Origin of the sequence: Streptantibioticus cattleyicolor NRRL 8057 = DSM 46488, from assembly GCF_000240165.1 — a bacterium.
GTDB classification, from domain to species: Bacteria; Actinomycetota; Actinomycetes; order Streptomycetales; family Streptomycetaceae; genus Streptantibioticus; species Streptantibioticus cattleyicolor.
Window position 1 is genome coordinate 3271273 of record NC_017586.1, and the last position, 21502, is coordinate 3292774.

Genomic DNA, 21502 nt, shown 5'->3' on the forward strand with positions numbered 1-21502 from the left:
GGAACGCTTAGGACATTCCCCCGTCCAGCGCGCACCCGCACTTCGCCTCTCAGGAGCCGTAGCGCGGCAGGACGCCCGTGTCCAGTGGTGACGGCAGCGGAGCGGGCAATTCGACGGCTTCCCCGTACACACCGTGGAGCTGTCCGCGGTACTCCCCGTCCTTGGGCCGGGTGTGCAGGGTCCAGCGGCCGGTACGCGGGTCCAGGACGAGCAGGACAGCGACCCCCGCGCGGGCGTACCAGCCGTTCTTGTCGGTGATGTCCTTGGCCTTCTCGGACTGGGAGATCACCTCGACGGCCAGGGCGACGTCCCTGGGATCGGCGAGCCACGAATCGTCCTCGTCCCACGCGACGGGGAGAACGGTCAGGTCGGGCGTGGCGTAGTCGTCCGGATCCTCCGGCATGGCGACCGAGGACGTCGCGTACGGAGCCGGCCCCTCGGGCAGGCCGGGCTCGATCTGGACCCGCAGACGGCGGACGGTACCGGCGTGCTTGCCGCGGAGGGGAGGGGACATGACGAGGCTGCCTCCGATGATCTCGGCCCGCAGCCCGGTGGCGGCTTCGACGATCCCGCCGACCTCGTTGGCCACCAGGTGCGGACTCGCACCAAAAAAGCCCCCTGAAACCGCGTTTCCGCAGGTCAGAGGGCATAGATGGAGTGGAGCCTAGGGGAGTCGAACCCCTGACATCTGCCATGCAAAGACAGCGCTCTACCAACTGAGCTAAGGCCCCTCGGCGTGACCGGAGCTACGCCGCGGACCAGGGTACCCGGTGAGCCGGGGGTTTATGTACTCCGAATCGGGGCGGGAGGGCAGGCCCGCCGCGCACGGCGTCCGGGTGCGCCGTACCGCCCCGTCGGCAGGTGGACGGTCGAGGAGGCGTCCAGGGCCCCCACGTAGCCCCTGACGGGCCTCCGGGAACAGCGGGGCCCCGACCGCTCGGGCGGTCGGGCCGACTGGAATCTGCGGGTCTCAGGCGCTCGTGCCGGAACCTGCCGGTACGGAGTCGGTCGCCTCCGTCCACAGGTCCTGCTCGGCGCGGTCCGCCTGGATCTGGCGGTACACGAGGAGCCCGCCGATGGCGGCCAGTGCGACCAGGAGAAGCTTCTTCACCGCGCGACCTCGTCCTTCTTACGTTAGGAGTGCTCCGACGCGCCCGATGATACACACCGGCCGATATCGAACGGTTACCTCGCCCGTCCCAACTCCCGCCCGGGAACGAAAGAACCGGCCCACTAACCGAGTGGACCGGTTCTTTCTCGCCGGTGGGGCTAACAGGACTTGAACCTGTGGCCTCTTCCTTATCAGGGAAGCGCTCTAACCGTCTGAGCTATAGCCCCGCGCTGCACCGAAAGATTAGCGCACCTGCGCCGTTCTCCCAAAATCGGCCGCCCGGACCGGCGCGGGCCGGGCGGCCGGAGGGTCACTCGTCCTCGGCGAGCGTCAGCTCCACGCCCCCGGTGAACCCGGCGGTCAGGTTGTAGATGAACGAGCCGAGCGTGGCCAGCGCGGTCAGCAGCACCACGTCGATCACCGCGATGACCACGGTGACCAGCATGACGTTGGAGAACGACAGGAACGACTGGAGGTCGAAACCGCTCTGCTGGCCGGAGCCGGTGGCCTCGCTGATGGTGCCGCCGACGGTGGTGAAGACCCCCAGCGCGTCCAGGACCAGCCACAGCACCGCCACCGCCACGATGGTGCAGATGCCCAGCGCGATGGAGAACAGGAAGCTGACCTTCATCACCGACCACGGGTCGGCCTTGGCCACCCGCAGCCGGGCCTTGCGGGTGCGCGGCAGCGGGCGGGCCGCCGGACGCGGCCGGCGCACCGCCTGCGCGGCGGAACCGCCGCCCGGACCGTCCGGCTGCTGGGCCGGGCCGGGCTGCGGCGGCGGGGCGTACCCCGTCGCCTGCTGGTGCGGCTGGGGCGGGCGTGGCCCCCGGGTCTCTGTCACGGTCGTACCCCCACGGTGAGCACCTTGCGCGTCGCCTGGCTGCGGGCCTGCTGGGACGGAGCCACGGCCCGCCGTCCGCCGCCCGTCCGGCTCGGCGGCGGGCGGCGATCCGGCCGACGGGCCGCCGCCTGCGGTACCGGACGCCGGGCTTCCCGTCCCGGCGTCACCTGTGGCGGCGTCCGTGGCTCCACTCACGTCTACTCCTCAGGGTCACCTGCCGGGGGCTGCTCGCCCTCGGCGCCGTCGGCGTCGACCTCCTCGGCCTCCGCCCCTGCCTCGGCGTTGCGCGCGATGCCGACCACCGCGTCCCGCTTGCCCAGGTTGATGAGTTGGACGCCCATGGTGTCACGACCGGTTTCCCGGATCTCGTTGACCCGCGTACGGATCACTCCGCCGCCGAGGGTGATCGCGAGGATCTCGTCGGTCTCCTCGACCACCAGGGCGCCGACGAGCGAGCCCCGGTCCTCGACGATCTTGGCCGCCTTGATGCCCAGGCCGCCACGGCCCTGCACCCGGTACTCGTCCACCGGGGTGCGCTTGGCGTAGCCGCCGTCGGTGGCGGTGAAGACGAAGGTGCCCGGCCGGACGACGTTCATCGACAGCAGTTCGTCGCCCTCGCGGAAGCTCATGCCCTTCACGCCGGAGGTGGCCCGGCCCATCGGGCGCAGCGACTCGTCGGTGGCGGTGAACCGGATGGACTGCGCCTTGCGGCTGATCAGCAGCAGGTCGTCGTCGGGACCGACCAGCTCGGCGCCGATCAGCTCGTCCTCCCGGCCGTCCGCCATCTCCCGCAGGTTGATGGCGATCACGCCGCCGGAGCGCGGCGAGTCGTAGTCCTTCAGCGGGGTCTTCTTCACCAGGCCCGACTTGGTGGCGAGCACCAGGTAGGGGGCGGCCTCGTAGTCGCGCACCGCCATGATCTGGGCGATGTGCTCGTCCGGCTGGAAGGCCAGCAGGTTGGCCACGTGCTGGCCGCGGGCGTCCCGGCCGGCGTCCGGCAGCTCGTACGCCTTGGCCCGGTAGACCCGGCCCTTGTTGGTGAAGAACAGCAGCCAGTGGTGGGTGGTGGTGACGAAGAAGTGGTCGACGATGTCGTCTTCCTTCAGCTTCGTGCCGCGCACGCCCTTGCCGCCGCGCTTCTGGGAGCGGTAGTCGTCGGTCTTGGTGCGCTTGACGTAGCCGCTGCGGGTGATGGTGACGACGATGTCCTCTTCGGCGATCAGGTCCTCGATGGACATGTCGCCGTCGAACGGCACCAGCTGGCTGCGCCGGTCGTCACCGAACTTCTCGACCAGCGCGGTCAGCTCCTCGCTGATGATGCCGCGCTGCCGCTCCGGGGAGGCGAGGATGGCGTTGTACTCGCTGATCTTGGCCTGGAGTTCGTCGTGCTCGGCGACGATCTTGCGGCGCTCCAGGGCGGCGAGCCGGCGCAGCTGCATCTCCAGGATGGCGTTGGCCTGGATCTCGTCGATCTCCAGCAGCCCCATCAGGCCGTCCCGGGCGACCTCGACGGTGTCGCTGCGCCGGATCAGCGCGATGACCTCGTCGATGGCGTCGAGCGCCTTGAGCAGACCACGCAGGATGTGCGCCCGCTCCTCGGCCTTGCGCAGCCGGAACCGGGTGCGGCGGACGATGACCTCGACCTGGTGGGTCACCCAGTGCCGGATGAACGCGTCCAGCGACAGGGTGCGCGGCACGCCGTCGACCAGCGCCAGCATGTTGGCGCCGAAGTTGGTCTGCAGGTCGGTGTGCTTGTAGAGGTTGTTGAGGACGACCTTGGCGACCGCGTCCCGCTTGAGGACGATCACCAGGCGCTGGCCGGTGCGCGAGGAGGTCTCGTCGCGGACGTCGGCGATGCCGCCGACCCGGCCGTCCTTGACCAGGTCGGCGATCTTCTGCGCGAGGTTGTCCGGGTTGACCTGGTACGGCAGCTCGGTGACGACCAGGCACTGGCGGTTCTGGATCTCCTCGACCTCGACCACGGCCCGCATGGTGATCGAGCCGCGCCCGGTGCGGTACGCCTCCTCGATGCCGCGGCGGCCGACCACCAGGGCGCCGGTGGGGAAGTCCGGGCCCTTGATGCGTTCCATCAGGGCTTCCAGGAGTTCCTCGTTGGAGGCCTCCGGGTTGGCCAGGTACCACTGGGCGCCCTCGGCCACCTCGCGCAGGTTGTGCGGCGGGATGTTGGTGGCCATGCCGACCGCGATGCCGGCCGAGCCGTTGATCAGCAGGTTGGGGAAGCGCGACGGCAGGACCGTCGGCTCCTGGTTGCGGCCGTCGTAGTTGTCCTGGAAGTCGACGGTCTCCTCGTCGATGTCCCGGACCATCTCCATCGACAGCGGCGCCATCTTGCACTCGGTGTACCGCATGGCCGCCGCCGGGTCGTTGCCCGGGGAGCCGAAGTTGCCGTTGGAGTCGACGAGCGGCATGCGCATCGCCCACGACTGGGCGAGGCGCACCAGGGCGTCGTAGATGGAGGCGTCGCCGTGCGGGTGGTAGGTACCCATCACGTCGCCCACCACGCGGGCGCACTTGTAGAAGCCCTTCTCCGGCCGGTAGCCGCCGTCGTACATGGCGTAGAGCACGCGGCGGTGCACCGGCTTGAGGCCGTCGCGGACGTCGGGCAGCGCGCGGGAGACGATCACGCTCATCGCGTAGTCGAGGTAGCTGCGCTGCATCTCCGTCTCGAGCCCGACGGGCTCGACCCGCAGCCCGACACCTTCCACGGTGGCGGGTCCGCCCTGCGGGGTGACGGGGGTGGGGGAACCCTCAGGGGTGATGGGGGTCTCGTCGGCCATCGCTGGTCAAGGTCCTTTCGTACGGCAGGGGCTGCTGGGGGCCGACTCAGATGTCGAGGAAGCGGACGTCCTTGGCGTTGCGCTGGATGAACGAGCGCCGGGCCTCGACGTCCTCGCCCATCAGCACCGAGAACAGGTCGTCGGCCTGGGCGGCGTCGTCCAGCGAGACCTGGCCGAGCACGCGGTGGTCGACGTCCATCGTGGTGACCCGCAGTTCCTCGGCGTTCATCTCACCGAGACCCTTGAAGCGCTGGACGGAGTCGTCCCTGATGCGCTTGCCCTGCTGGCGCCCGAGTTCGATCAGGGCGTCGCGCTCGCGGTCGGAGTAGGCGTACTCGAAGTCGTCCCGGCCCCACTTGATCTTGTACAGCGGGGGACGGGAGAGGTACACGTGGCCGGCCTCGACCAGCGGGCGCATGAAGCGGAACAGGAAGGTCAGCAGCAGCGTGTTGATGTGCTGGCCGTCGACGTCGGCGTCCGCCATCAGGATGATCTTGTGGTAGCGGAGCTTGGAGATGTCGAAGTCGTCGTGGACCCCGGTGCCGAAGGCGGAGATCAGCGCCTGGATCTCCTGGTTCTGCAGGATCTTGTCGATCCGGGCCTTCTCCACGTTGAGGATCTTGCCGCGGATCGGGAGGATCGCCTGGTACTCGGGGTTGCGGCCGGCCTTGGCCGAACCGCCCGCGGAGTCACCCTCGACGATGAAGATCTCGCACTTGCTGGGGTCGTTGGACTGGCAGTCGCTGAGCTTGCCGGGGAGCGAGGCGCTCTCCAGCAGCCCCTTGCGCCGGGTCAGGTCGCGGGCCTTGCGGGCGGCGACCCGGGCGGTGGCGGCCTGGATCGCCTTGCGGACGATGTCGGCGGCCTCGTTGGGGTTGCGGTCCAGCCAGTCGGACAAGTGCTCGTGGACCACCTTCTGCACGAAGGTCTTGGCCTCGGTGTTGCCCAGCTTGGTCTTGGTCTGCCCCTCGAACTGCGGCTCGCCGAGCTTGACCGAGATGATCGCGGTCAGACCCTCGCGGATGTCCTCGCCGCTGAGGTTGTCGTCCTTCTCGCGCAGCAGCTTCTTGTCGCGCGCGTAACGGTTGACCAGGCTGGTCAGCGCGGCGCGGAAGCCCTCCTCGTGGGTGCCGCCCTCGTGGGTGTGGATGGTGTTGGCGAAGGAGTAGACACCCTCGGTGTACTGGGTGTTCCACTGCATCGCGAGCTCCAGCGAGAGCATCCGCTCCTTGTCCTCGGCGTCGATGCTGATCACCGAGGGATGGATCACCTCGCCCTTGCGGGAGTTGAGGTACTTGACGAAGTCGACGATGCCGCCTTCGTAGTGGTACCGCACCGACAGCGGCTTGCCGTCCTCGTCCACGTGCTCGGCGCGCTCGTCGGTCAGCGAGATGGTCAGCCCCTTGTTGAGGAAGGCCATCTCCTGGAAGCGCCGCGAGAGCGTCTCGAAGGAGTAGTCGGTGGTCTCGAAGATGTCCGGGTCGGCCCAGAAGGTCACCGTGGTGCCGGTCTCGGCGGTGGCCTCGACCTGGGCGAGCGGTGCGGTCGGCACGCCCATCTTGTAGTCCTGCGTCCACCGGTGGCCGTCGCGCTTCACCTCGACGGAGACCTTGGTGGACAGCGCGTTGACCACCGAGACGCCCACACCGTGCAGACCGCCGGAGACGGCGTAGCCGCCGCCGCCGAACTTGCCGCCCGCGTGCAGCACGGTGAGCACGACCTCGACGGCCGGCTTGCCCTCGGAGGGGACGATGTCCACCGGGATGCCGCGGCCGTTGTCGACGACGCGGACGCCGCCGTCCGCCAGGATCGTCACCTCGATGGTGTCGGCGTGCCCGGCCAGCGCCTCGTCGACGGAGTTGTCCACCACCTCGTAGACCAGGTGGTGCAGGCCGCGCTCACCGGTCGAGCCGATGTACATGCCGGGGCGCTTGCGGACCGCGTCGAGCCCTTCGAGGACAGTGATCGCGCTGGCGTCGTACGACGGGGAGGCCCCGCCGGAGCCGGCTGTGGCTCCCTGCGTCGTAGAAGCGGTGTGGTTCTCGTTGGGGTTGCCGGAATCGGCCACGAAGCGCCCTTTCTGGCACAGCACGAGCCGTCTCCGGGCGCCCCGGAGCGGCTGCGTCGTTCGACATGATCCGCAGGTTCCCCCGTGCCGTTGGCCAGGGGCGGGCGGTTGTCCCCCAGTCTACCGGTAGCGGCGGGTCAGATGGGGGTTTGGCGGTGCCTGAGTTCCCATGTGCCGCCCGAAGAGGGCTTCCGCCTAATCCCCATACGCGGACCTGGGCTCCAAGCGGCTCACACGGGCGCTCAGGGCTTCCACCCGGTTACCGCCCGGTTGACCGCGGCGCGTCGCCGCCACGGGCCGCGGCGCCATTACCACAGCCCTGCGAATCGGACCTACTTCACAATGGTCGCGCGCGAACGGCCCGGGTCGGCGCGATGAGACGAACGTCACCCGATGGTCCGGCCGACGCGTCAGCCGTAGGTGTCCCGGGGGCCGGAGCTGCCCGGGGCGCGCAGCCTGCCGTACGAGCGCGGCGGACCGGCCGGGCCGAGCACCTTGATCAGCTTGACGGTGCCGTGGCCCAGGTCCGCGTTGAGCCGGGCCACCAGCGCCGCGGCGAGCAGCCGCACCTGGGTCGCCCACGCGGTGGAGTCGCACCGCACAGTGAGGACCTTGGCCTCCTCGTCGTAGCCGACCGGCTCGCAGTGCTTGGCCAGGTCCTCCCCGACGATCTGCGGCCAGCGGCCCATCACCCCGCCGACCGCGGCCGGCGCCTCCCAGCCGCGTTCGGTGATCAGCCGGCTGATCGCGGCGCCCAGCGGCAGCGGGTCGCGGCCGTCGGCCCGGGCCCCGGAACGCAGCCCGCCGCGCCGCGCCTGCTTCTTCGCCTGCGCCGCGGCGCCCCGGGCCCGCGCCTGCTCCTTGGCGGCGCGCAGCGCGACCCGGGCCAGGTCGACGCCGGTGGGCGCGGGGGTGGGGGTGGGGCTGGGGGGCTGTTCGGTCATCGCCGGGTCACGCTCCCGTCGGCCACCGTGTACCGCGCGCCGGCCAGCGCGGCGGGTACGTCCTCGTCCACCGCCGCGGTCACCAGCACCTGCTCACCGGGGGCGACCAGCTCGGCCAGCCGGTCGCGCCGGGTGGCGTCCAGCTCGGCGAAGACGTCGTCCAGGACGAGCACCGGCTCCCCGCCGTGCCCCTCGGAACGCAGCAGGTCGTAGGAGGCCAGCCGGAGCGCCAGCGCGTACGACCAGGACTCGCCGTGGCTGGCGTACCCCTTGGCGGGCAGCGGGCCCAGCTTGAGCAGCAGCTCGTCGCGGTGCGGCCCGACCAGGGTGACGCCGCGCTCGATCTCCTGCTTGCGCGCCTCGGCCAGGGCGGCCAGCAGCGCCTCGTACCACTGGTCGCGGCCACCGGTGACCACCTCGCCGGTGGAGGGGCGGTACTCCAGCTCGACCGGCCCGCCCTCGGGGGCGAGCTGGTGGTACGCCTTGTCGGCCAGCGGACCCAGCGCGGCCACCGTCTCCAGCCGCTGGGCCAGCAGTTCGGCCCCGGAGCGGGCCAGGTGCTGGTCCCACACGTCCAGGGTGGACAGGTCGGCCGTCCGGCCGCCGTGCCGGCGGGCCAGCGCGGCGCTCTTCAGCAGCGTGTTGCGCTGTCTGAGCACCCGGTCGTAGTCCTGCCGGACCCCCGCCATGCGCGGCGCGCGGGAGGTGAGCAGTTCGTCGAGGAACCGTCGGCGCTCCCCCGGGTCGCCCTTGACCAGCGCGAGGTCCTCGGGGGCGAAGAGCACGGTGCGGACGATGCCGAGCACGTCACGGGGGCGGGACTGGGCGGACCGGTTGACCCGGGCGCGGTTGGCGCGGCCCGGGTTGATCTCCAGTTCGACCAGCTGGCTGCGGTCGCCGTGGGCGACGGCGGCCCGGATCACCGCCCGTTCGGCGCCGAGCCGCACCAGCGGCGCGTCGGAGGCGACCCGGTGGCTGCCCAGGGTGGCCAAGTAGCCGACCGCCTCGACGAGGTTGGTCTTGCCCTGGCCGTTGGGGCCCACGAAGGCCGTGACGCCCGGGTCGAGCGGGACCTCGGCCCGGGCGTAGGAGCGGAAGTCGGCAAGCGACAGGTGCGTCACGTGCATCGCCTTGCTGTGGCGCGGGGCCGCGCCGACCTCCCCTGGGTTGCTTCCGCCGGTTAGGGCGCCTGGTCCTACTTGGTGTCCGACGAGCCGGCCGCCTCGACCGCGTGGCCGCCGAACTGGTTGCGCAGCGCGGCGATCATCTTCATGGCCGGCGAGTCGTCCTGCCGGGAGGAGAAGCGGGCGAAGAGCGACGCGGTGATCGCGGGCAGCGGCACCGCGTGGTCGATGGCGGCCTCCACCGTCCACCGGCCCTCGCCGCTGTCCTGGGCGAAGCCGCGCAGCTTCTCCAGGTGCTCGTCCTCGTCCAGCGCGTTGACCGCGAGGTCGAGCAGCCAGGAGCGGATCACGGTGCCCTCGCGCCAGCTGCGGAAGACCTCGCGCACGTCGGTGACCGAGTCCACCGCCTCCAGCAGCTCCCAGCCCTCGGCGTACGCCTGCATCATCGCGTACTCGATGCCGTTGTGGACCATCTTGGCGAAGTGGCCGGCGCCGACCTTGCCGGCGTGCACCGAGCCGAAGTCGCCGGCCGGCTTGAGCGCGTCGAAGACCGGCTGGACCTTGGCGACGTTCTCCTCGTCACCGCCGTACATCAGCGCGTAGCCGTTCTCCAGGCCCCACACGCCGCCGGAGACGCCGCAGTCGACGAAGCCGATGCCGCGCTCGGCCAGTTCCGCGGCGTGCTTCTCGTCATCGGTCCACCGGGAGTTGCCGCCGTCGACCACGACGTCGCCGGGGGAGAGCAGGCCGGCCAGCTCGTCGATGGTGGCCTGGGTGGGGGCGCCCGCCGGGACCATCACCCACACCACGCGCGGGCCCTTGAGGCTTTCCACCAGCGCCTGCAGGCTGGGTACGTCCGACAGCTCCGGGTTGCGGTCGTACCCGACGACGGTGTGACCCGCGCGGCGGATGCGCTCGCGCATGTTGCCGCCCATCTTGCCGAGACCGATGAGACCGAGCTCCATCACAGATCCTTCGTTCGAAGCGTGCCTGACCTAGCCCCGAGCCTACGTCGGCCCGCTCGGCGCGGCTCAGCCGGACGCCGCCGCCGCGGACGGTCCCGGTGGGCGGGCCGGAGCCGCCCGGGAGCGCCCGGACGGCCCGCCGCCGGGCGGTCTCAGCCCGACAGCCGCACCGGCATGATCAGGTACTTGTAGCTCTCCACGGCCTCGGCGTCCACGGCCGGCTTGCCGCTGAGCAGCGCGGGCTTGGTGGAGGTGGTGAAGGAGAGCTGGGCCACCGGCGAGTCGATCGCGCTCAGGCCGTCCAGCAGGAACGTCGGGTTGAAGGCGATGGAGATGTCGTCGCCCTCCAGGTGGGCGTCGACCCTTTCCACAGCCTGTGCGTCGTCGCTGGAGCCCGCCTCCAGGGTGAGCACGCCCTCGGTGAAGCTCAGCCGGATCGGGGTGTTGCGCTCGGCCACCAGGGCGACACGCTTGACGGCCTCCACGAAGGGGGCGGTCTCGATCACGGCGACGGAGGCGAACTCGGTCGGGAAAAGTGTGCGGTACTTCGGCAGGTCGCCCTCGAGGAGGCGGGTGGTGGTGCGGCGGCCGGCGCCCTCGAAGCCGATCAGGCCCTCGCCGGCGCCCGAGCCGGACAGCGCCAGCGAGACGGTGTCGCCGCCGGTGAGCGCCTTGGCGGTGTCGAGCAGGGTCTTGGCCGGGACCAGGGCGACCGCGGAGAGGTCGGGGGTCTCCGGCTTCCACAGGAACTCGCGGACGGCGAACCGGTAGCGGTCGGTGGCGGCCAGGGTGACGGTGTCGCCCTCGATCTCGATGCGCACACCGGTCAGCACGGGCAGCGTGTCGTCACGGCCGGCGGCCACCGCGACCTGGGAGACGGCGGCGGCGAAGACCTCGCCGGGGACGGTGCCGGAGGCGGTCGGCATCTGGGGCAGCGCGGGGTACTCCTCCACAGGCAGGGTGTGGAGTGTGAATCGCGAGCTGCCGCAGACCACGGTGACCCGGACGCCGTCGGTGGCGATCTCCACCGGACGGTTGGGCAGCGCGCGGGAGATGTCGGCGAGCAGGCGGCCGGAGACGAGGACGGTGCCCTCCTCGTCGACGTCCGCGTCCACCGAGACCCGGGCGGAGACCTCGTAGTCGAAGGCGGACAGGCTCAGCTGGCCGTCCTCGGCCTTCAGCAGCAGGCCGGCGAGCACGGGCGCCGGCGGGCGGGCCGGGAGACTGCGGGCCGCCCAGGCCACTGCCTCCGCGAGTACGTCGCGTTCCACCCGGAACTTCACCGGAACCGCCTCCTGCTGTTGCTGGCTGTCTGTGCCAGGCCGTCCTGCGGCCTTCTGCGTCCTTACGGCCATCTGCCGGAGAACAGTCTGACGCACACCACCGACAACGGATGCGGTTCCGGGTCAAGCCCGGGCGTCCACCCGAGGGCGGCCCGCGGCTCGGTTGTGCACAGGCCCCACTTCGATCTTGGCTTCCCGGACTCTATGTGTAGTCGTAGTAATAGGGGTTGTGGATACCGTGGATAACCGGTTCCGCCGCAGGTCAGCCCAGGTTTTTTATCCACCGGGCCTGTGGGTGGCGGCGGTGGACAACCCGGGTCCGCTGTGGACAGCCGGAAGTTGTGCACACCCCATACACAGGGAGAGGGCAGTTCTCCCCATCGTTGTCCCCAGGAATACCCAGGTTCTCCCCAGCCCAACCCACCCCCTGGGTGTGACGCCTTTCACTCCATCCGGCGATGGGGGGTGGCGAGTTGCCGAACAGTGGACAGCGCTGTGGAGAAGCTGTGGGTAACCGCCCGGACCCTGTGGGCAGCCGGTGGACAACGCTCGGCGCGGGTTGTGGGCGAAGTGGTTGTCCACAGGCTGTGGAGAACCTTTTCCCACAATTCCACACCCCGCTGACCTGCGATGATCCTTCCGTCGCCATCCCCCTTGTGGAGGGGGTCGGGACAACTTCGTCCTCCCCAGCCTGTGGATGGCGGATCGGCGGCGAACCTGTGGAGCAGTGTGCCGCCGGAGGGTGAATTCGAACAGCGGGTGTGGACGTGTCGGGGCGGCGGAACGGGCGCGGACGGCCCGGCCCTCCGGGCGCGCACGGCGAGGAGGACGCCGCAGGCCCCCGGAAGACGCCTTCCGGGGGCCTGCGGGGACGCGTACGGGGCCCGTGGAGCCGGGGACGGGGCCGTTGCGGCGGTCAGCTCTTGATGCGGTTGGTCAGCTCGGTGACCTGGTTGTAGATGGACCGCCGCTCGGCCATCAGGGCGCGGATCTTGCGGTCGGCGTGCATCACCGTGGTGTGGTCGCGGCCCCCGAAGAGGGCGCCGATCTTCGGCAGCGACAGGTCGGTCAGCTCCCGGCACAGGTACATGGCGATCTGCCGCGCGGTCACCAGCACCCGGCTGCGGGAGGAACCGCACAGGTCCTCCACGGTGAGCCCGAAGTACGCGGCGGTCTCCGCCATGATCGCGTTGCCGGAGATCTCCGGTACCGCGTCCTCGCCGCCCGGGATCAGGTCCTTCAGGACGATCTCGGTCAGCTGGAGGTCCACCGGCTGGCGGTTGAGGCTGGCGAACGCGGTGACCCGGATCAGCGCCCCCTCCAGCTCGCGGATGTTGCGCGAGATCCGGGAGGCGATGAACTCCAGCACCTCCGGCGGGGCGTTGAGCTGCTCCTGCACCGCCTTCTTGCGCAGGATGGCGATCCGGGTCTCCAGCTCGGGCGGCTGGACGTCGGTGATCAGGCCCCACTCGAAGCGGTTGCGCAGCCGGTCCTCCAGGGTCACCAGCTGCTTGGGCGGCCGGTCCGAGGAGAGCACGATCTGCTTGTTGGCGTTGTGCAGGGTGTTGAAGGTGTGGAAGAACTCCTCCTGCGTCGACTCCTTGCTCGCCAGGAACTGGATGTCGTCGACCAGCAGGATGTCCATCTCGCGGTAGCGCTTGCGGAACGCGTCGCCCTTGCCGTCGCGGATGGAGTTGATGAACTCGTTGGTGAACTCCTCCGAGCTGACGTACCGCACCCGGGTGCCCGGGTACAGGCTGCGGGCGTAGTGCCCGATCGCGTGCAGCAGGTGGGTCTTGCCCAGCCCTGACTCGCCGTAGATGAACAGCGGGTTGTACGCCTTGGCGGGGGCTTCGGCGACGGCCACCGCGGCGGCGTGCGCGAAGCGGTTGGAGGCGCCGATGACGAAGGTGTCGAAGAGGTACTTGGGGTTGAGCCGGGCGGTCGGCTCGCCGGGGCCGGGCGCCGGGGCCGGCTGCGCGGCGAGCGGGCCGGGGGCGCCGCTGGACGCCGGGAGCGCGTCGGCCGGCCGGACCCCGCCACCGGGGCGCTCGGGCGGCTGCGGCGCCGGGTAACCCGTCTGCTGGCCGTAGTCGGGCTGCCCGAACTCCTGCTGGGTGTACTCCTGTTGCTGCCCGTGCTGGCCGTACTCCTGCTGCTGGCCGTAGTCGCGCTGGCCGCCGCCGTACGGGTCGCGGTCGGGGTAACCGCCGCGCCGGGGCTGCTGCCAGGCGTCGGTGCCCTCGGGTCCGCCGTGGCCGTGCTCCTGCGGGCGGCCGTGGGCGTACGGGTCGGAGTGGGCCGGGGGCGGCCAGCCGCCGGACTCGTGGCCGGAGGGGTAGTCGGGGTACGCCCGGCGGATCACCGGACCGTCCTCCGCGGAACGCGGGTAGTCCTCGTAGTCGCGGCGCTGCTCGGCGTAGCGCCCCGGGGCCGGGGCGGGCGGCTGCTGGGGCGCGGGCTGCCGGTCGGCGGCGGGGGCCTGCGGGGCCGCGGCGGCCGTGCTGGAGTCCACGGTGATCGCGATGCGGATCGGGCGGCCGAACTCCCGGGTCAGCCCCTCGGTGATCACCGGCAGCAGCCGGCCCTCCAGGACGCCCTTGGCGTACTCGTTGGGCGCGGCCAGCAACGCGGTGTCGGCCACCAGCGCCAGCGCCTGGCAGGCCTTGAGCCACCGCTGGTCCTTGGCCTCGACACCCTGGCCGTCGGCGAGGAGGTGATCCAGCACACGCGGCCACACTGCGGCAAGATCGGCAGTTACATCAGCCACAGTGCACGCTCTCTCGCTTGATCGTCGACTCGCTGGTGGAAATGGCCCGCCCGTGGGATGCGAAGGGCGCCGAGGTGTCCCGCGAAGGGGTGGTTCTGCGAATAGATGGGGGATTGCAGAGTTCAGCCACGGTAGTCAGCGCGCCGCGCGCGGTTCAAGTCGTTGTCCACAGGGTGTGTACAAATGTGCCACGGGAGCGCCCGCGATGCGTCCCCAGGGGGCGGCGGCCCCCTTCGCGGGAGGGAACGGGCTGGTCAGCCACGCCGTCTAGGGCGCCGGTACGGGCGCCGGGAAGGCCCGCAATGGTACGGTCGGGCGGCCTGCCGGGGCCCTGGACGGGCTCGGTTTGACCGGATGGCGTAGCCGCGCGTACCGTGACGAGGTCGAGTTGTCGATGGCTGCTGCCGCCTGCCTGTCGAAGGGCACAGGTCACCCCGGGTGAGCTGGACAAGCGGTACACCTAGGGCGGACGCGAGCTTCGTGGGCGCACGGTGACAGCCAAGCGACGCCCCACACCTCGTCTTTCCAAGACGACAAGCATTCCTGGAGTCCCCGAGTGAGCAAGCGCACCTTCCAGCCGAACAACCGCCGCCGCGCGAAGACCCACGGCTTCCGGCTGCGCATGCGCACCCGTGCCGGGCGCGCCATTCTCGCGTCGCGCCGCAGCAAGGGCCGCGCGCGCCTGTCCGCCTGATCGCACGGGTCATGCCGTGCTGCCCTCCGAGAATCGGCTGAGGCGGCGCCAGGACTTCGCGACGGCGGTACGACGGGGGCGTCGGGCCGGACGCCCGCTCCTCGTCGTGCACCTGAAACACAAGGGGCCGTCCCTTCCGCCCACGGTGGCGGAGGGCGGCACCACGGACCCGCACACGGCGGGGGGGAGCCCTCCCCCGGCGCGTGCGGGTTTCGTCGTGAGCAAAGCTGTGGGCGGCGCCGTCCAACGTAACCTGGTCAAGAGGCGTCTGCGGCATCTCGTCCGCGACCGCCTGCCGGACCTCCCGCCCGGTAGCCTGGTGGTGGTACGGGCACTGCCCGGCGCCGCCGCGGCGGACCAGGAAACCCTGGCCCGCGACCTGGACGCCGCCCTGCGGCGCCTGCTGGGCGGAGGTGTCGCGCGATGAAATACCCGCTGCTGTGGCTGATCAAGCTCTACCAGTGGACCATCAGCCCGCTGCTCGGACCCGTCTGCAAGTACTACCCCTCCTGTTCCCACTACGGGTACGAGGCCATCGCGGTGCACGGAGCGGTCAAGGGGACGGCCCTGACCGCCTGGCGCATCCTGCGGTGCAACCCGTGGTCCCTCGGCGGTGTCGACCATGTGCCGCCACGCAAACGCCCCCCGTGGCACGTCCGGCTGCGCCAAGCGCTGCGGAAGACCCCGGGGGCTCCCACCGCTGACGCCCACCGGGCCACCGAGACCCAGCCCACTGCCCAAGGAGCCTGATTAAGTGGGAACGATCCTGAGTCCCCTCTACACCGCTGTTTCCTGGATCATCGTCCAGTTCCACTCGTTCTACAGCCTGATCTTCAAGCCTGACAGCGGCTGGGCGTGGGGTCTGTCCATCGTCTCGCTGGTGATCGTGATCCGGATCTGCCTGATCCCGCTGTTCGTCAAGCAGATCAAGGCGACGCGGAACATGCAGGTGCTCCAGCCGAAGATGAAGGCGATCCAGGAGCGCTACAAGCACGACAAGCAGCGTCAGTCCGAAGAGATGATGAAGCTGTACAAGGAGTCGGGCACCAACCCGCTCTCCAGCTGCTTGCCGATCCTTGTACAGTCCCCCTTCTTCATGTCGCTGTACGGCGTGCTGCACAACATCGCCACCGGCCACGAGGTCGGCGTCATCCACAGCCAGCTGCTGGACAGCGCCCGGCACGCGCACATCTTCGGTGCCCCGCTGTCGGTGACCTTCACCGACAGCGCCAACAAGATCGCCTCCCTCGGCGCCTCGGCGACCGATGTGCGGATCGTCACGGTCGTGATGATCGTCCTGATGTCGGCGTCGCAGTTCTACACGCAGCGCCAGCTGATGACGAAGAACGTCGACATGACGGTGAAGACGCCGTTCATGCAGCAGCAGAAGATGCTGATGTACGTCTTCCCGGTGATGTTCGCCGTCTTCGGCATCAACTTCCCGGTCGGTGTCCTCGTGTACTGGCTCACCACCAACGTGTGGACCATGGGTCAGCAGATGTTCGTCATCCGCCGCAACCCGACCCCGGGCAGCATCGCGTTCAAGGAGCGCCAGGAGCGGCTGCGCGCCAAGGGCAAGCTCGCCGAGGAGCCGGCCAAGGGTGCCGCCGCCAAGACCGCGGAGAGCGGCCAGCCGGTGCGCCGTCAGCAGCCCAAGCGGCAGTCCAAGTCCCAGCGGCAGACCGGCCCGGCCACGGCGAAGGGCGGCAAGGTCACGGGTACGGACGAGGAGCGGCCCGCCGAGAGCGGTGGCGCCGAGGCGTCCGACGAGGGCGCCGAGCAGCCGGCCAGGAGCGCCCAGGCCAAGCCGGGCCAGTCCGGGCAGCCGAAGTCCGGTCAGGGGAAGGGCGGCCAGGCCAAGGGCGGGCAGCCCAAGGCGGGCCAGCGCAAGGGCCCGCAGCGGTCCAAGTCTCCCTCGAAGAAGTAGCGCGAAGCGCACAGAGCGCACATGGATAGGAGTCCATCCGTGACGGAAGGCACCACCCCCGTTGTCGAGGGCGAGGACGCCCTGACCCGCCTCGAGCAGGAAGGGGAGATCGCCGCCGACTACCTTGAGGGTCTGCTGGACATCGCCGACCTCGACGGTGACATCGACATGGACGTCGAGGGCGACCGGGCCGCCGTCTCGATCGTCGCCGAGTCCTCCACCCGTGACCTGCAGAAGCTGATCGGCCGGGACGGCGAGGTGCTGGAGGCGCTCCAGGAGCTCACCCGGCTCGCGGTGCACCGGGAGACCGGCGACCGCAGCCGGCTGATGCTGGACATCGGCGGCTACCGGGCGCGCAAGCGGGCGGAGCTGACCGAGCTGGGCGCCAAGGCCGCCGAGGAGGTCAAGGGCACCGGTCAACCGGTCAAGCTGCGCCCGATGACCCCGTTCGAGCGCAAGGTCGTGCACGACGCGGTGGCCGCCGCCGGGATGCGCAGCGAGTCCGAGGGCGAGGAGCCGCAGCGCCGGGTCGTCGTCCTTCCGGCCTGACGCCGGAACCGGCCCGTACCCGCCCGGTTCCACCTCGATGATCGGCCCCGTCTGGGGCCCGCGGACGAGTTCCGGGGGCCGAAGCAGACGGGGCCGATAGCTGTCAGCCTGGTAATGAGCGCCGGATGCCGTTGCCGAGCAGCGCCGAAGGCCGTTGCCGAATGCTGAAGGCGGTCACCACTCAAGAGGGTCATGACATGACTGCAAGTGAAGGGACGGTCCCCGTGACGGAGGCAGCCGAGCTTCCCCCCGCGCCCGAGGAGGCGCGTGCCGTCTTCGGTGAGCGCTTCGCCGACGCGGTGCGTTACGCAGAGCTGCTCGCCGACGCCGGGGTGCGCCGTGGGCTGATCGGCCCCCGTGAGGTTCCCCGGCTGTGGGCACGGCACCTGCTGAACTGCGCCGTCCTGTCCGACGTGGTGCCCAAGGGCGTCTCGGTGTGTGACGTGGGCTCCGGTGCCGGGCTGCCCGGGATCCCGCTGGCGCTGGCCCGGCCGGATCTGCGGATCACCCTGCTCGAACCGCTGCTGCGCCGGACGACCTTCCTCCAGGAGGTCGTCGATCTGCTGGGGCTGGAGAATGTCACCGTGGTGCGCGGCCGGGCCGAGGAGATGATCGGCCACCTTCAGCCGGTGGACGTGGTGACCGCCCGCGCGGTCGCGCCGCTGGACCGGCTGGCCGGCTGGGGCCTTCCGCTGCTCCGCCCGCACGGCGAGATGCTGGCGCTCAAGGGCGACACGGCCGAGGAGGAGCTGACCCACGCCCGGGCCGCGCTCGACCGGCTCGGCGCGGTGGACACCTCCGTGGTCCAGGCGGGTGTCGGCCTGGTGGATCCGCCGTCCACGGTGGTACGGGTACTGGTGGGGGAGAGCCCCGGCGGGGTACGGGCGGCCGCCCGCAGGGCCCGGGTGGCTCGGGCCAACCGCCCGGTGCGCAGCGGCGGGGGACGTCGGCGCCGCTGAGGCGGTTCGGGGGACGGCGGGGCGGTCGGCGTACGCCACGCGAGGTAGCCTCGTGTGCTCCATACAAACGGCCAAAACGACATATTTCGGAGTGTCGTGACCTCGGTGCACGGGCCGCTGTGCATCGTGTTTCACGTGAAACGTCGCTCCCTTCTGCCAGGAATCCTCAGCCGTGGCCGCGCAGCGGCCGAAGCGCGTGCACGTCGGCCCGCCCCCTCTGTGGCGTCATCCACAGGTTCATCCACAGGGGAGCGGGCCTCACTGGTTCATGACGCCGAAAGCATGGCAGGCTCTGAGCACTGTGAGCCTCCAGCCGAGGAGAGTGAATCCTTGCGTCCCGACGCCAGTACCGCGGGACCGATGACCGACCCGGTCCCCGGCCCCCGAAGTGAAACGACAGCGGAGGATGTTTCACGTGAAACACTGCCTCCCATGGACGACACCCCTATCGGCAGGGCCGCCCAGATGGCGGTGGAGGCCCTGGGGCGGGCAGGCGAGGGACTGCCCAGGCCCGAAGAGACCAGAGTCATCGTGGTCGCCAACCAGAAGGGCGGCGTGGGCAAGACCACGACCACGGTGAACATCGCCGCGTCACTCGCCCTGCACGGCGGACGGGTTCTCGTCGTCGACCTGGACCCGCAGGGCAACGCCTCCACCGCGCTGGGCATCGACCACCACGCCGAAGTCCCGTCCATCTACGACGTGTTGGTGGAGAGCAAACCACTCTCCGACGTGGTCCAGCCGGTACGGGACGTGGAGGGGCTCTTCTGCGCCCCGGCCACCATCGATCTGGCCGGTGCCGAGATCGAGCTGGTCTCGCTGGTGGCCCGGGAGAGCCGGCTGCAGCGCGCCATCGCCGCCTACGAGCAGCCGCTGGACTACATCCTCATCGACTGCCCGCCGTCGCTGGGCCTGTTGACGGTGAACGCGCTCGTCGCCGGCGCCGAAGTGCTCATCCCGATCCAGTGCGAGTACTACGCCCTGGAGGGGCTGGGCCAACTGCTGCGCAACGTGGACCTGGTGCGCGGTCACCTCAACCCCAAGCTCCACGTCTCCACGATCCTGCTGACCATGTACGACGGCCGGACCCGGCTGGCCGCCCAGGTCGCGGACGAGGTGCGCAGCCACTTCGGCAAGGAGGTGCTGCGGACCAGCATTCCGCGCTCGGTCCGCATCTCCGAAGCCCCCAGCTACGGGCAGACGGTGCTCACCTACGACCCGGGCTCCAGCGGGGCTCTCTCCTATCTGGAGGCGGCCCGGGAGATCGCGCTGCGGGGGGCCGGCATCTCCGTCGGCTATGAGGCGCAGGAAGCCCATATCGCTCGCCAGAACAATGAGTACGGCCAGCACACCATGTCGGAGGGGATCAAGTGACCGAGCGACGCAGGGGGTTGGGCCGAGGTCTCGGTGCGTTGATCCCCGCCGCGCCCACCGGAGCGGAACCCGGCCCCGCTGTCGGGGCACCGGTGACCTCACCGTCCGCGGTGCCGGTGCTGACGGCGGAACGGGGGGTGGCCGCCGCCAAGGTGGCCGGGCTGACGGAGAGCGGCGTACGAACCGCCGATCCCGCACCGCAGATCCCTGTTTCACGTGAAACCGAGGCCCCGAGCCCCAAGAAGGCCGAGCCCGAGCCGGCGTTGAACGAGGTGGTCGGCGCCCACTTCGCGGAGATTCCGCTCGACGCGATCGTCCCCAACCCACGCCAGCCACGGGCCTACTTCGACGAGGACGCCCTGGACGAACTGGTCACCTCCATCAAGGAGGTCGGCCTCCTCCAGCCGGTCGTGGTCCGTGAGACAGGCCCCGGCTCCTACGAGCTGATCATGGGGGAGCGCCGCTGGCGGGCCTGCCGGGAGGCGGGGCTGAAGCGGATCCCGGCGATCGTCCGGGCCACCGAGGACGAGAAGCTGCTGCTGGACGCCTTGCTGGAGAACCTCCACCGGGCCCAGCTCAACCCGCTGGAAGAGGCCGCCGCCTACGACCAGTTGCTCAAGGACTTCCGCTGCACCCATGAGGAACTGGCGGACCGGATTGGCCGCTCCCGCTCCCAGGTCTCCAACACCCTGCGGCTGCTGAAGCTCTCCGCGCCGGTGCAGAGCAAGGTCGCCGCCGGGGTGCTCTCGGCCGGCCACGCCAGGGCGCTGCTGGGCCTGGACGACGTGGAGGCGCAGGACCGGCTGGCCCGGCGGATCGTCGCCGAGGGGTTGTCGGTGCGCTCGGTCGAGGAGATCGTCAATGTGATGGCCTCGGCGGCCAAGTCCGCCAAGCGCTCCAAGGGGCCACGGGCCGGCAAGCGGCTCTCCCCCGCCCTCAGCGATCTCGCCTCCCGCCTCTCCGACCGCCTCGACACCAGGGTCAAGGTGGACCTGGGGCAGCGCAAGGGAAAGATCGTGGTGGAGTTCGCCTCGATAGAGGATCTGGAGCGCATCCTCGGCTCGATCGCCCCCGGGGAGGGCAAGGTTCTCCAGAAGGGACTGGCCGCGGAGACCGAGGACCCCGCGTCCTGACCGGCGCCGCCGTCGGCACAGCACGGAAGAAGGCGGGTCGCGCCCCACCAGCACGGCGCGACCCGCCTTTGTCCTGTCTTCGGTATCGGCCGGGTCTCGGCCCGGTTACGATGCGGGTGGGTATGGCGCATCCACGGTGAAGGGTAGCCCATGCGATCGGTGATCCCCGGTGGGATGAAACACGAGTGGCGCCCAGCGGCGTTGGTGGCCGCCGGACTGGGCCTGGGGGCGATGGGGGGCTTCCTCGTCGGCCTGCTGCGGGACCGGGGAACGCTCAAGGACGCCGGGTTCTCGAAGAGCTGCATGGTCACGAAGGCGAGGGCCTGACTCCATGGGCCGACGGCTGGTCCCGCTGACGCTGGACAACCTCCCCGACCTCCCCAAGCGGTGCCGGTCCTGCGTCTTCTGGGAGCTCGATCCGGTCAGCGGTGAGGCCGCCACCCAGGCCGGGAAGCCGGAGCTGGAGAAGGAGGCGTGGATCTCCGCGGTGCTGCTGGAGTGGGGTTCGTGCGGCAGGGTCGTCTACGTCGACGACGTACCGGCCGGCTTCGTGCTCTACGCGCCCCCCGCCTACGTCCCCCGCTCCACCGCCTTCCCCACCAGCCCGGTCTCCCCCGACGCCGTACAGCTGATGACCTCGCGGATCCTGCCCGGCTTCCAGGGGCAGGGGCTGGGCCGCGTACTGGTGCAGACGGTGGCCAAGGACCTGGTGCGCAGGGGGTTCAAGGCCATCGAGGCGTTCGGCGACGCCCACTGGGAGGAGCCGAGCTGCATCCTGCCCGCCGACCATCTGACGGCGGTGGGCTTCAAGACGGTACGACCGCACCCGCGCTTCCCACGGCTGCGGCTGGTTCTGCGCTCCACGTTGTCGTGGCGGGAGGATGTGGAGATGGCGATCGACCGGCTGCTCGGAGCGGTGCAGAAGGAGCCGGCGCTGCGGCCGTTGTAGGGCGACGGCT

The 21502-nt window shown here is 70.5% G+C and carries 20 protein-coding genes and 2 tRNA genes; 10 read left to right on the forward strand and 12 right to left on the reverse strand.

Going from position 1 to position 21502, the window contains the following annotated elements:
- Positions 1-49: 49 nt before the first annotated feature.
- The 12 genes from SCATT_RS14600 to dnaA all read right to left on the reverse strand — a co-directional run bounded on the left by SCATT_RS14600 (position 50) and on the right by dnaA (position 13907).
- Complete coding sequence (locus tag SCATT_RS14600; protein ID WP_014143843.1) at positions 50-589, reverse strand: Uma2 family endonuclease; 540 nt, start codon at positions 587-589, stop codon at positions 50-52.
- A gap of 69 nt (positions 590-658) precedes the next feature.
- Positions 659-731 (reverse strand) — tRNA-Ala (locus SCATT_RS14605).
- A 239-nt stretch (positions 732-970) separates the two neighbouring features.
- Positions 971-1111: a DLW-39 family protein gene (locus SCATT_RS39005; protein ID WP_014143844.1), complete on the reverse strand. Its 141-nt coding sequence runs from the start codon at positions 1109-1111 to the stop codon at positions 971-973.
- A 153-nt stretch (positions 1112-1264) separates the two neighbouring features.
- A tRNA-Ile gene (locus SCATT_RS14610) sits at positions 1265-1338 on the reverse strand.
- Between the two features lie 83 nt (positions 1339-1421).
- Entirely contained in the window at positions 1422-2150 is a 729-nt protein-coding gene (locus tag SCATT_RS14615; protein WP_106433126.1) for a DUF3566 domain-containing protein, read from the reverse strand.
- Positions 2151-2152: 2 nt separating this feature from the next.
- Positions 2153-4753, reverse strand: coding sequence for a DNA gyrase subunit A (gyrA, locus tag SCATT_RS14620; protein ID WP_014143846.1), 2601 nt, complete (start codon positions 4751-4753; stop codon positions 2153-2155).
- 46 nt (positions 4754-4799) lie between these two features.
- Entirely contained in the window at positions 4800-6845 is a 2046-nt protein-coding gene (gene gyrB, locus SCATT_RS14625; protein WP_014628098.1) for a DNA topoisomerase (ATP-hydrolyzing) subunit B, read from the reverse strand.
- Between the two features lie 386 nt (positions 6846-7231).
- A complete protein-coding gene (locus tag SCATT_RS14630; protein ID WP_014143848.1) occupies positions 7232-7765 on the reverse strand; it encodes a DUF721 domain-containing protein in 534 nt (177 codons plus the stop codon).
- Positions 7762-8892 carry a DNA replication/repair protein RecF gene (gene recF / locus SCATT_RS14635; RefSeq protein ID WP_041824747.1) on the reverse strand — a complete coding sequence of 377 codons (1131 nt, stop codon included), beginning with the start codon at positions 8890-8892 and terminating at the stop codon, positions 7762-7764. Before recF ends, SCATT_RS14630 begins: the two co-directional genes overlap by 4 nt.
- 68 nt (positions 8893-8960) lie before the next feature.
- The gene (gene gnd, locus SCATT_RS14640) at positions 8961-9854 is read right to left on the reverse strand and encodes a phosphogluconate dehydrogenase (NAD(+)-dependent, decarboxylating) (RefSeq protein WP_014143850.1); all 894 of its coding nucleotides are present in this window, start codon (positions 9852-9854) and stop codon (positions 8961-8963) included.
- A 152-nt stretch (positions 9855-10006) separates the two neighbouring features.
- On the reverse strand, positions 10007-11137 hold the full coding sequence (gene dnaN, locus SCATT_RS14645) for a DNA polymerase III subunit beta (RefSeq protein WP_014143851.1): 1131 nt from the start codon (positions 11135-11137) through the stop codon (positions 10007-10009).
- A 916-nt stretch (positions 11138-12053) separates the two neighbouring features.
- Positions 12054-13907, reverse strand: coding sequence for a chromosomal replication initiator protein DnaA (gene dnaA, locus SCATT_RS14650; protein WP_014628100.1), 1854 nt, complete (start codon positions 13905-13907; stop codon positions 12054-12056).
- Positions 13908-14463: 556 nt separating this feature from the next.
- On the opposite strand from dnaA, the gene rpmH reads away from it, so the two are divergent.
- The 10 genes from rpmH to SCATT_RS14695 all read left to right on the forward strand — a co-directional run bounded on the left by rpmH (position 14464) and on the right by SCATT_RS14695 (position 21492).
- A complete protein-coding gene (gene rpmH / locus SCATT_RS14655) occupies positions 14464-14601 on the forward strand; it encodes a 50S ribosomal protein L34 (RefSeq protein ID WP_003956500.1) in 138 nt (45 codons plus the stop codon).
- Positions 14602-14617: 16 nt separating this feature from the next.
- Positions 14618-15028 carry a ribonuclease P protein component gene (rnpA, locus tag SCATT_RS14660; protein ID WP_014143854.1) on the forward strand — a complete coding sequence of 137 codons (411 nt, stop codon included), beginning with the start codon at positions 14618-14620 and terminating at the stop codon, positions 15026-15028.
- On the forward strand, positions 15025-15351 hold the full coding sequence (gene yidD, locus SCATT_RS14665; RefSeq protein ID WP_014143855.1) for a membrane protein insertion efficiency factor YidD: 327 nt from the start codon (positions 15025-15027) through the stop codon (positions 15349-15351). The genes rnpA and yidD overlap by 4 nt, the downstream gene beginning before the upstream one ends.
- A 4-nt stretch (positions 15352-15355) precedes the next feature.
- Positions 15356-16528, forward strand: a complete 1173-nt coding sequence (gene yidC / locus SCATT_RS14670; protein WP_014143856.1) for a membrane protein insertase YidC — start codon at positions 15356-15358, stop codon at positions 16526-16528.
- 39 nt (positions 16529-16567) lie between these two features.
- Complete coding sequence (locus SCATT_RS14675; RefSeq protein WP_014143857.1) at positions 16568-17077, forward strand: Jag family protein; 510 nt, start codon at positions 16568-16570, stop codon at positions 17075-17077.
- A 197-nt stretch (positions 17078-17274) separates the two neighbouring features.
- The gene (gene rsmG, locus SCATT_RS14680) at positions 17275-18036 is read left to right on the forward strand and encodes a 16S rRNA (guanine(527)-N(7))-methyltransferase RsmG (RefSeq protein WP_078590744.1); all 762 of its coding nucleotides are present in this window, start codon (positions 17275-17277) and stop codon (positions 18034-18036) included.
- 282 nt (positions 18037-18318) lie between these two features.
- Positions 18319-19410 (forward strand): AAA family ATPase, encoded by a 1092-nt coding sequence (locus tag SCATT_RS14685; protein WP_078590746.1) that lies wholly within the window; start codon positions 18319-18321, stop codon positions 19408-19410.
- Positions 19407-20543, forward strand: a complete 1137-nt coding sequence (locus SCATT_RS14690) for a ParB/RepB/Spo0J family partition protein (protein WP_041824753.1) — start codon at positions 19407-19409, stop codon at positions 20541-20543. Before SCATT_RS14685 ends, SCATT_RS14690 begins: the two co-directional genes overlap by 4 nt.
- A gap of 174 nt (positions 20544-20717) precedes the next feature.
- Positions 20718-20870, forward strand: a complete 153-nt coding sequence (locus tag SCATT_RS38600) for a hypothetical protein (RefSeq protein ID WP_157894833.1) — start codon at positions 20718-20720, stop codon at positions 20868-20870.
- Between the two features lie 4 nt (positions 20871-20874).
- Positions 20875-21492: a GNAT family N-acetyltransferase gene (locus SCATT_RS14695; RefSeq protein WP_014143862.1), complete on the forward strand. Its 618-nt coding sequence runs from the start codon at positions 20875-20877 to the stop codon at positions 21490-21492.
- Positions 21493-21502: the final 10 nt, after the last annotated feature.

Coding starts and splice junctions, on each gene's coding strand:
- gyrA (WP_014143846.1), bottom strand. CDS start 4,753: ATGGCCGACGAGACCCCCATCACCCCTGAGGGTTCCCCCACCCCCGTC.
- SCATT_RS14630 (WP_014143848.1), bottom strand. CDS start 7,765: ATGACCGAACAGCCCCCCAGCCCCACCCCCACCCCCGCGCCCACCGGC.
- recF (WP_041824747.1), bottom strand. CDS start 8,892: ATGCACGTGACGCACCTGTCGCTTGCCGACTTCCGCTCCTACGCCCGG.
- gnd (WP_014143850.1), bottom strand. CDS start 9,854: ATGGAGCTCGGTCTCATCGGTCTCGGCAAGATGGGCGGCAACATGCGC.
- yidD (WP_014143855.1), top strand. CDS start 15,025: ATGAAATACCCGCTGCTGTGGCTGATCAAGCTCTACCAGTGGACCATC.
- rsmG (WP_078590744.1), top strand. CDS start 17,275: ATGACTGCAAGTGAAGGGACGGTCCCCGTGACGGAGGCAGCCGAGCTT.
- SCATT_RS14685 (WP_078590746.1), top strand. CDS start 18,319: ATGGCAGGCTCTGAGCACTGTGAGCCTCCAGCCGAGGAGAGTGAATCC.
- SCATT_RS38600 (WP_157894833.1), top strand. CDS start 20,718: ATGAAACACGAGTGGCGCCCAGCGGCGTTGGTGGCCGCCGGACTGGGC.
- SCATT_RS14695 (WP_014143862.1), top strand. CDS start 20,875: ATGGGCCGACGGCTGGTCCCGCTGACGCTGGACAACCTCCCCGACCTC.